This is a genomic window from Streptomyces sp. NPDC001020 (genome assembly GCF_053599115.1).
Window position 1 is genome coordinate 1 of record NZ_JBSFLQ010000082.1, and the last position, 9,756, is coordinate 9,756.

At 67.1% G+C, this 9,756-nt stretch carries 5 protein-coding genes and 1 pseudogene; 1 reads left to right on the forward strand and 5 read right to left on the reverse strand.

Annotation, left to right across the window (positions count from 1 at the left end; all coding sequences use genetic code 11):
- Positions 1–91 precede the first annotated feature (91 nt).
- Genes sbnA through ACWDEX_RS36795 form a run of 5 tightly spaced genes read right to left on the reverse strand, consistent with a single transcriptional unit; the run spans position 92 to position 9,148 of the window.
- The gene (gene sbnA / locus ACWDEX_RS36775; protein WP_450468981.1) at positions 92–1,111 is read right to left on the reverse strand and encodes a 2,3-diaminopropionate biosynthesis protein SbnA; all 1,020 of its coding nucleotides are present in this window, start codon (positions 1,109–1,111) and stop codon (positions 92–94) included.
- A gap of 37 nt (positions 1,112–1,148) precedes the next feature.
- The gene (gene sbnB / locus ACWDEX_RS36780) at positions 1,149–2,225 is read right to left on the reverse strand and encodes a 2,3-diaminopropionate biosynthesis protein SbnB (protein WP_450468982.1); all 1,077 of its coding nucleotides are present in this window, start codon (positions 2,223–2,225) and stop codon (positions 1,149–1,151) included.
- On the reverse strand, positions 2,222–3,226 hold the full coding sequence (locus ACWDEX_RS36785) for a TauD/TfdA family dioxygenase (protein ID WP_450468984.1): 1,005 nt from the start codon (positions 3,224–3,226) through the stop codon (positions 2,222–2,224). Before ACWDEX_RS36785 ends, sbnB begins: the two co-directional genes overlap by 4 nt.
- A gap of 38 nt (positions 3,227–3,264) precedes the next feature.
- On the reverse strand, positions 3,265–6,534 hold the full coding sequence (locus tag ACWDEX_RS36790; RefSeq protein ID WP_450468986.1) for a non-ribosomal peptide synthetase: 3,270 nt from the start codon (positions 6,532–6,534) through the stop codon (positions 3,265–3,267).
- Positions 6,535–6,547: 13 nt separating this feature from the next.
- Positions 6,548–9,148 (reverse strand): Pls/PosA family non-ribosomal peptide synthetase, encoded by a 2,601-nt coding sequence (locus ACWDEX_RS36795; protein WP_450468988.1) that lies wholly within the window; start codon positions 9,146–9,148, stop codon positions 6,548–6,550.
- 505 nt (positions 9,149–9,653) lie between these two features.
- On the opposite strand from ACWDEX_RS36795, the pseudogene ACWDEX_RS36800 reads away from it, so the two are divergent.
- Positions 9,654–9,756: pseudogene (locus tag ACWDEX_RS36800) on the forward strand (hydroxyisourate hydrolase); the annotation flags it as partial.

Here is a 9,756-nt window from a genome sequence, read left to right on the forward strand (position 1 = left end):
ACAACGCGGCGTGGGGGTCCCCCCTGCTCGAAGAGCTTGGGGGAGTGCCGTGCCAGGCGTCGCGGGGCAGGCGGGACTTTCGAAACACGCCCTAACGCTTGTGCCGTCGGTCGGACGCCCGTGGTTCGGCCCCCCGGGAAGCGGCAGGCACCTCTTCTGGGCCGAGGACGTGATCGCCGTACAGATCATGCAGCCAATTGGTCTGGTAAATGGTGTCGAGGTAGCGCTCGCCGAGGTCCGGGGCGATGGCCACCGCGGTGAGGCCACGCGTGTCATGGTGGGCCAGCCAGTCCATCGCCCCGCTGACCACCGTCCCGGTGGAACCGCCGAACAGAAACCCGCGTCTGGCCAGACGGTGGCAGGCGCGGATGGTGTCCGTCTCCTCGACCCGTATCACCTCATCCACGAAGGACTCGTCGAGCAGCGGCGGGCGCATGCTCATGCCCAATCCGGGGATCATCCGACGGCCGGGCTTGCCACCGAAGGCCACCGAACCCACCGCGTCCACCGCGATGATCCGCACCGGCCGGTGCCACTCCCTGAAGTAGCGCGCGCAGCCCATCAGGGTCCCGGTGGTGCCCGCCCCGATGAACAGCACGTCCAGTCGCGGGAACTCGCGGGCGATCTCCGGCGCCGTCTTGCGGTAGTGCGCCCGCCAGTTACCCGGATTGGTGTACTGACTGAGCCACACATACCGGTCGTCGGAGGCACACAGCCCGCGTACGTAGTCGATCCGTGCGCCGAGGAAGCCACCATTGGCGTCCAGGTCGGCGATGATGTGCACCTCGCTGCCCAGCGCCTCCATCAGCAATCGCGTCGACAGATTGCAACGGGAGTCCGTCACACACAGGAACTGGTATCCCTTGCTCGCGGCGATCATGCTGAGCGCCACGCCCAGGTTTCCGGACGAGGACTCGACCAGGATCGAATCCGGCTTCAGTACTCCGTCCCGCTCGGCCGTCTCCACCATCTCGGCCGCGGCTTTCAACTTGATCGAGCCTGCGAAATTGAAGCCCTCGCATTTCAAGAAGAGGGAGCGCCCGAAGATCGACTGGAGGTCGACGAAGAGCCGGCCTTCGTTGAAGGCATGGGGGGCGGAAATGACAGGCACGATGGCCTCCTGATGCCAGAGTCGAAGGACACGGCGTTCAGCCGTACCGGCGCAGTTCGTGGAAGAAGTCGTCGATGAGGTGGAGGCGCCCACTTCGGGCTACTTCGTCGTAGACGTACTTGCCGACGGCGAGGTCGAGGACGCCGAGCCCGAAGGGCGAGAAGATCACTGGCCGGTCGGTCGGCGGGGTGACCCGTCCGGCCATGACGTCGTCGAGGGTGCCGTCCAGGAAGTCGCGGTTGCCGGTGAGTTGCTCGGCCAGGTGAGGGGAGGTGTCGGCCTTCAGGCAGTGCTCGACATCGTCGACGATATTGGCCGAGGCGAGCAGGATCCGCGGGTCGAGATCCCGCAGCGACACATGCAGGACCAGGGGGTGGTGGTCGAACCAGGCCGGGTCGGTGACATGGGGTGCGCCGGCGATGGTGGCGAAGACCACGAGGTCGCTGCAGCGGATCAGTTCTTCGGGGCTGTCGTGGACGGTGATCCGTCCGGACTGCGGGGCCGCCCCGGCCTCCCTCAGATAGCCGCAGAACCCGGCGGTGCTGTCGGCGGACACGTCGTGCACGCCGATGGAGTCGAACGTCCAGCCGGTCCCGGCCAGGAAGGTGTGGATGTAGCGGGCGATCAGTCCCGTACCGAAGAATCCGATCCGGGTGGGGCGCGATCGGCCGCGGCTGAGCCAGTCGGCTGCCAGCGCGGCGGAAGCAGCCGTTCGGGAAGCGCTGATGATGGAGCTTTCCAGGCAGGCGAAGGGGTAACCGGTGTCATGGTCGTTGAGGATGAGGATGGCGGAGGCCCGAGGCAGGCCGACCTCCACGTTGGCCGGGAAGCTGGAGATCCATTTCAGGCCGTCCACGCGTACCGACCCGCCGATGGAGGCCGGCAGTGCGATGATCCGGTCCGCGGGGCGGTCAGGGAAGCGCAGGAAGTACGACGGCGGATTGACCGAGTCCCCGGCGCCGTGCAGCCGGTAGGTGGCCGCGACGAGGTCCACGATCTCTCTCTCGCGCCCGCTCAGCGCCTGCTGTACCTGCGCGCCGGAGATCAGCGCGAAGGACGGCGATGCCGAAGGGGGCGTCGTGGACTGCGGGGCGAGGGACGGCTCTGCTGTCATCGCTGGTCTTCCTCCAGGGTGGGGCGGTGGTCGGCCAGGCGCCTGGGCTCGGCCATGGCGACCAGCACCTGGCGCTCTCCGCTGAAGGCCTCTCTGCTGTGCGCGGTGCTGATGTTGTCGACGAGCATCAGGTCACCGGCCTGCCAGGGTTCGCGCCGGGTGTGGTCCTCGTAGGTGGTGTTGAGCAGTTGGACGACGTCCTCGCCGATCGGGGTGCCGTCTCCGAAACGGGTGTTGAACGGCAGCCCGTCCTCGCCGTATTCGTCCACCAGGTATTCGCGCACCTCCGGGGCCAGTGTCCACTCGTTGAGGAAGGCGATCTGGTTGAACCAGCAGCGCCGGCCGGTGACCGGGTGCCGCACCACGGCGCTGCGGCGCTGCCGGGTGCGCAGCGACCCGTCGGGCTGCCAGGAGAAGTCGATGGCATGGGCGCGGCAGTAACGCTCGATGACAGCAGGGTCGTCAGTGCCGAACGACTCCGCCAGGGACGCCCCGATCTCGTCGTTGTAGCTACGGGTGAGCAGCCATCCCTCACGCTCGAACCGCTCACTGAGCGCGGCGGGCAGCGCCTGGAGTACGCGTTCCGCGTCGGCCACCCCGGTCGCCCCGCCCTCGTCTGCCGCGCTCAGACACGCGAACAGCATCAGGCCGGGGACCTCCAGCGTGTAGCTCAGCTCATGGTGCATGCACATCGGCTGGTTGGCCGGCCAGGTGGAGGAGGAATACAGGCCGGGGCCGTAGGTCTGCCGGGAGGCGAACGCCTCCCGCTCCGTCATCAGCCCGCCGGCCAGCTCCGCGAAGACGGCACCGACCTGATCCGGCTCCCGCAGTGGCAGCCCACGGACGAGAACGGCACCGTGCTCGGTGACTCGCGCGCGCAACGCCTCCCGGTGCCGCGTCGCCCAACTCGACGCATCTCCGGGGGACTCGACTTGCAGGATCGCGGGTTTGCCCGGCTGCAGCTCCACCTCGAGAAGTGAGGCCGGGGAAGAGAGGGACATCTCGGATTCCTTTCGATTGCCACTCGGTAGGCGCGAGATCAGGAGGAGGCCATCAGTTCGGCGGCGCTCAGGACGGCCTGTGCCGCTTCGGCCGGACGGGTGCGCAGGAAGTAGTGGCCGCCGTCGGCGACCTCGTGCAGGTCCACGTGCTCGGCCAGAAGCCGCCAGTCGCGGTATCGGTCGCGGAAATCCGCCGTACTCGGGTCGTCGGCGGCGACGACCACGGTCACCGGCGCGGACAGCTTCACCGCCGGAGGATGCTCCAAGGCCTCGGCGAAGTACCGGTGTGCGGACACACAGTCGTGGCGGTAGGCGGCACCTACATGCTCGGCGTGCTGAGCATTCAGTTCGCCGAGTTCGGTGTAGCCGCTGTCCGCGCCCAGCCGCGCGGCGATCTCGGCGTTGCTCCGCCCCGTCAGCTCGGTGATGGCGGCACGCCGATCGCCGGCGGTGCCGGGCAGTTGCGCGCCGAGGAACACCCGCAAGACGTCCACCCCGTGCTCCTGCAGCATCCTCGCCGTCTCCACAGCCAGCGCCGCGCCCGAGGAGTGGCCCCACAGCATGACCTTGGCCAGGCCACGCCCGGCGATCTCGGCGGTGACCTGCTCCGCCACCTTCGCCAGCGACGCGAACGGCTCGTTGTGGGCGGCCAGGTCGTGACCGGGCAGGTCGACGGCGTAGACCGAGGGCCCTCCGCCTGCCAGGGCACCGGCCATCGGCATGAAGTTCACCGCGTTGCCGCCGGCGTAGGGGAAGCACACCAAGGCGCACTCCGCCGCACCGTCCGCTTCGGAGAGGGGCTGAAGCAGTTCCTGGCGCTGCTGGGGTGTGCCGTCGAGGAGAGCGGCGAGGTCGGCGAGTACCGGGTGACGAGTGATGTCCTTGAGGGACACCGCGCGGTCCAGCGCGATGGTGAGTTTCACCGCCGTCAGTGAGGTGCCGCCGGAGTCGAAGAAATGATCCTCGCGGCGGATGCTGTGCTGGGGGATACCCAGCAACTCGGCCCAGGCGGCCGCCAGTTTCCGCTCGGCCGGCGTGCACGGGGCCTGGTGGTGTTCCTCGGCGACCCCGCCATCCGTGGGCCGGGCGGTCTGTTGGGCCAGCGCGGTCAGGGCTTTCCTGTCGACCTTTCCGTTGGCGGTCAGCGGCAGGCTCTCCTGCCAGTGGAACGCCGAGGGAACCATGTAGACGGGCAGCACGGCGCCCAGCGCGCGGCGCAACTCGTCCCCCTGCAGGCACTGTCCGGTGTAGAAGGCGATCAGGTGCGTGCTGCGGTCGGCCCGCTCGGTGACCACCACCGCGCCGTCGCGTACCCCGGCAACCCGCAGCAGGGTGTTCTCGATCTCACCGATTTCGATACGGAAACCGCGGATCTTGACCTGGCTGTCGCGGCGGCCGAGGAATTCCAGCTTGCCGCCCGGGTGCCAGCGCCCCCAGTCACCGCCCAGATAGAGCCGCTCACCGGGCCGGTACGGATCGTCCAGATAGGCCTCACGGGTCCGTTCCGGATCGTTGACGTACCCCCGCCCCACGCACACCCCGGAGAACGCGATCAACCCCGGGGCGCCCAGCGGTACCAGTGACAGATGCTCGTCGACGGCGTAGACACGCACATTGTTGACCGCGCGCCCCAACAGGACGCGCTCGCCTTCCGGAACCCCGTCCATGATCTCGTGGTTGGTGTCGTCCGAGGTCTCGGTCAGTCCGTAGGCGTTGACCAGCCTGATCCCCGGCTGGATCGTGAACCAGCGCTGGACCAGCTCCCACTTCAACGCCTCACCGGTCACCGAAACACACCTCAGGTCCGGCAGCGCGTGGGCATACTGCTCCAGATACGACACCACCACCTCCAGATAGGAGGGAACGACCTGCAGCACACCGACGCGGCCACGGACGAGGGTGTCGACGAACCGTTCCACATCGACGATCACCTCCTGGCCGACCAGGAGCGTTCGCCCGCCCACCAACAGCGCGGACAGCAACTGCCACAGCGAGATGTCGAAACACTGCGGGGCCGTCTGCGCCACCACATGCCCCTGATCGATCCCCAAGTCATCGATCTTGGCGTAGAGATGGTTGAGCAGTCCCGCGTGCTCGCACATCGCCCCCTTCGGCTCGCCTGTGGAGCCAGAGGTGAAGTAGATGTAGGCCAGCTGATCGGCGGTGACCTTCACCCCGACATCACCGTCGGCGTGCTGTTCCGCGTATGCCGCCCCGATCAGTAGCCTCTCGATCCCTGGCAGCGTGGTCAGGGCCCCATCGAGGGTGTGTGTGCTGCCGGACTCGGTCAGCACCAGCCGGCACTCGGCACGCGACAAGGTCGCTCTGATACGGCCGGCCGGGAAATGCGGCTCGATCGGCAGATACACGCCCCCGGCCTTGAACACCGCCAACACGGCAGCCAGCCAGTCGAGATTGCGTTCGGTGACCACCCCCACCACGTCTTCGCGACCCAGCCCGCGCGCCAGCAGCGCTCGCGCCAGCCGGTTCGCGCGCGCATTGAGCTCCGCGTACGTCCACTCGCGGTCGCCTTGTACCGCCGCCACCGCCTCCGGATGCGCCTGGACCCGCTGCTCGAACAGCTCATGGACCAGTCTCTCGGGCAGCGTCCGGTTCGGCCCGGCCAGCCCCTCGAGCTGGTACCGCACCTCATCGGGCGACAGCAGGCTCTGCCGGGCATGTTCGGCATCCGCGTCAGCCGCCATCAAGCCCAGCGCGGTCAGGTGGTAACCGCCGATCCGGGCCGCGGACTCGGCATCCAGCACCTCCGTGCGGTACCGCAACCGCACCACCAGCCGCCCATCCCGGTCACACCAGCCCACTTCCAGCACCGCGTCCTCGGTCAGCCCGCCCCCAGCCCCCGTGGGGTCGTACACCACCTCGTACGACGGCCCCGCGACTCCCAACTCCCGTCGCAGCGCATCCACCGGGAAATCCCGGTGTGCCAGCAACTCGGCCTCGGTGCGGTGTACGTCCGTCATCAGGGCGCGCCACGACCCGGCGGCGACGGCCAGTCGGCACGGCAGTGGACCGCTTGCTGTTCCGGCCGCGTAACCCGTCACCACGTCCTGCTCGCCCGACAGCGCGGCCAGCACCTTGGCGTGTGCGGCCAGCAGCGCCGCGCTCAGCGGCACCCCCGACTCCGCCGCCAGCCCGTGCACCGCCGTCAGCACGTCGCCCGGCACCACCGCCTCGTGCTCGGCCATGCCCGCCGCCGGCTTCCGCACCCACCGGGGGATCGCAGTGAAACCACCGGCGGCCAGCACACCGCTCCAGAACTCCCGGTCCGCTTCCACGTGCGCTCCCATCGAATGGCCTTCCTCAATTCGCAGGCGCCGTGACGCCGTCTGCCGCGGCCGTTCCCGCTGCTGTTGCCGAGCCGATGCCGCGGGGCTGATCGGAGTCACCGGGGATCTCCACGGCGGGGTTTCCGCCCCACCGTGCGTTCGGGGGGACTTCCTCGCCCTTCATCAGGAAGGAGTCGGGTGCCAGCACGGCACCGTCACCGATCGTCACGCCGTAGTGGATATGGGTGGCGACCCCGAGGGTGCAGCCGGAACCGAGCGTGGTGTGGTCGGACTTGAAGGTGCCGTCCTCCTGCGAGTGGCACTGGATCTTGCTGCCGACATTGAGGGTGCAGTCGTCCCCGACGGCGCTGAGTGTCCGCTCCGTCATATAGCAGCCGTCGTCGAAGACCCTGCGGCCGATGCGAACGCCCATCAGTCGCCAGGCCACGTTCTTGAAGGGGGTTCCGTTGTAGACGTTGAGATATTTGTCGGGCACCTTCCAGAGGCGCTCGTGCCACCAGAAGTACGGGTCGTAGATGGAGCACAACTGGGGGCTCAGTCGGCGGAACGACGCGACGCTGCGTTCCACCAGGATGAAGTACAGGGTGGTGAACCCGAGAGTGAGTGCCAGATATGCGCCGATCACCACGTGTCCGACCACGCCGTACAGGACGGCGCAGGCCAGACCGAACCCCGTGAGGATAAAGGTGTGGAGCCACCGCAAGAACAGATGGAGGGTCATCGAGCGGATGTTGTAGCGGTTCTTCGCGGAGAGGTGACGGTGCAGTTCGCCTCCGGTCCTGAGGTGGTCGAACCGCGAGTCGCGCTCCACCGACCGGGGAATCTCAAAGGGCGGCGAGCCGAGCAGCCCGACCCCTTCGCGGACCTCACCATCGAGTGGAACCATGACCTTCGTGGCGAGCAGGCAGTTCTCGCCTGTCCTGGCCCCCGCGGGGAAGGCGATGTTGTTGCCCAGGAAGTTACGCGCCCCGATCGACGCACGGCTGACCCGGAAGGATGTGCTCGAGTAGTCCGCATTGATGATGGAAAGCCCGTCGGCCACCATCGTTCCGCTGCCGACAGACGCCAGAAAGGGTGTCTCCTGCTGCACCTCGGTGCCGAAGTTCGAACCGGTCTGCTCGACCCGGGACAAGTCGTATCCGATGCCGCGCAGATAGTGGACGATGTAGGAGCTGTCGCCGAAGAACCACATGAAGAATTTCAGGTTCGTCATCAGGACGATGGCCCGGTGCGTCGCGTAGCGGAAGCCGTAGAGCGGATACACCTTGTCGGGCTTGACGGCCAGGCTCAACAGGCGCGGAAGGGTGCACATCGCGGCGAGCCCCACGATGAAGAGGCCGAAGAACAGCACGCTGGACACGTTCAGTGTGTCGATGAGGAACTCGGACGACATGATCCGGTCCGGGTCCGGGTCCAGATGGTCACCGACCGCCGGAAGCACGGAGAACAGCATGAACGCACCGCCGACGGCCAGCGGGATGTACAGGAAGAACAGCTGAAACAGGGTGCCGAGGCCGAAGGCCACCCGCCGCAGGGTGCCGCAGCGGGCCGGGGGGACCCTCACATAATCGACGTCCGTGGGCTGCGCGGGGGATCCGTGCCGGTGTTCGCCGCCCGGGATCGTCTGGCCGCGGTACAGGGAGGACGCATGGCCGAGCTGGGCTCCGTCGCCCATCGAGCTGTCGATGTCGAGCACCGTCTTCTCACCGACGAACACATCCCGGCCGAGTGTGACTCGGCCCGTCTGGATATGCCCGGCGTGCGCCCGGTAGCAGAGGAAGAACGAGTCCTTGCGGATCACCGTGCCGGAGCCGATCGTGAGCAGGTCGGTACAGACCGGGACGCTGTGGGAGAGGATCGTGACATCCTTGCCGATCCGTGCGCCGAGGGCCCGTAGGTACAGCACGTACAGCGGGTTGCCGGCGAGGAGGATCATGGGATTGGCGTGGAGCAGCACCTTGACGATCCAGAAGCGCAGATAGGTCAGGCCCCAGACCGGGAATTCGCGCGGTTTCCAGCGGCCGATGAGGGTCCATTTGGCCATGATCGGAAACATGCACACCACGATGAAGCCGCCGCCGCCGAACAGGATCGACCGCAGATAGATGTGGGCCAGGCCCTCTCCGTCGGAGACCCAGTCGTAGCCTTTTGCGGCGACGAGTCCGGTCACGAAGGAATACGCCAGGAAGGCCAGCAACTGGAGTGTTCCGCACAGGACGTATTTCCACGTGCTTGCCGGGGTGGTGGGCGTTGCGGACGGCACCGGCGTCGATGGCGATGCCGGTTGTGTATCGGCGGGCGGGGGAGGGGCGTCTGCGAGTGCCGTCGCCAGGCTTCGGATCGTGGGCTGCCGGTAGATGTCCTTCATTGACACGGACGGCAGGTCCGACCGCTTCCTGACGCGTGCGCAGAATTGCGCCATGACAAGGGAATTGGCGCCGAGATCCTCGAAGAAATGACTGTCGACCGAGACGCGTTCGACACTCACGACGTCAGCCAGTACTTCGGCGAGTTTCCGCTCGATGTCTGCCGTCGCCGGGTCGGCGCTGTCGCGCCCAGCCATCGCAGATTGACCCGGACCAGTCATCAAGACCTCGGCAGGCTTCTCCACCATGAAAGCTCCTTGAGCATATTCTGATGACCATCGGCCAGAGGTGGCCGGTCCGGCGTCCTCGCGTTCGGCGATGAGCCGGACCGAGCGATCCCGAAGCCACGAGGTCGTGTCGTTTATCTGATTATGAAGCCATGCGATTCAGTTTCGGTCGGCCGTAGTCCGATTGCCACTCGGAATTGATCACGATGAAACGACAGTAACGCTCGTCAGGCCAGTGTTTCTCGGCTCCTTACACCGGTGGAGTGAATAACAACACCCATGTGGGCGAGTTCCCTTTTGGTAAGGAACGATGCACGCTGTTCAGCTATCTCACAGAAGCCCCCCCCTCACGCGCCACACCACCGGCACGTCCGTTGCCGCGGGTCGCGTGCCCCGGGCCAGGACTCCTCTTGTGCTCGGCGTGCTCCCGCCTATGACGAGAGGCCTGCGCGGGGCCTGACAGGCCCGGCGGGGCCACCATGGAACGAGAGCCTCGAGGAGGTGGGTTTCGTGGTGAGCTCTCGTCCCACGGTCGCGCGGCCGCGGCGCTTCCTTCCCGGAGGTGGCGATCACCTTCGCCGTCGTGGCGGGGGAGCACTACCACGTACCACTGCTGCTCAATCCGTTCG

What these genes read in the sequence shown, in the direction of transcription:
- sbnB (WP_450468982.1), bottom strand. Translation starts at nt 2,225, where the DNA reads ATGACAGCAGAGCCGTCCCTCGCCCCGCAGTCCACGACGCCCCCTTCG.
- ACWDEX_RS36785 (WP_450468984.1), bottom strand. Translation starts at nt 3,226, where the DNA reads ATGTCCCTCTCTTCCCCGGCCTCACTTCTCGAGGTGGAGCTGCAGCCG.
- ACWDEX_RS36790 (WP_450468986.1), bottom strand. Translation starts at nt 6,534, where the DNA reads ATGGGAGCGCACGTGGAAGCGGACCGGGAGTTCTGGAGCGGTGTGCTG.
- ACWDEX_RS36795 (WP_450468988.1), bottom strand. Translation starts at nt 9,148, where the DNA reads ATGGTGGAGAAGCCTGCCGAGGTCTTGATGACTGGTCCGGGTCAATCT.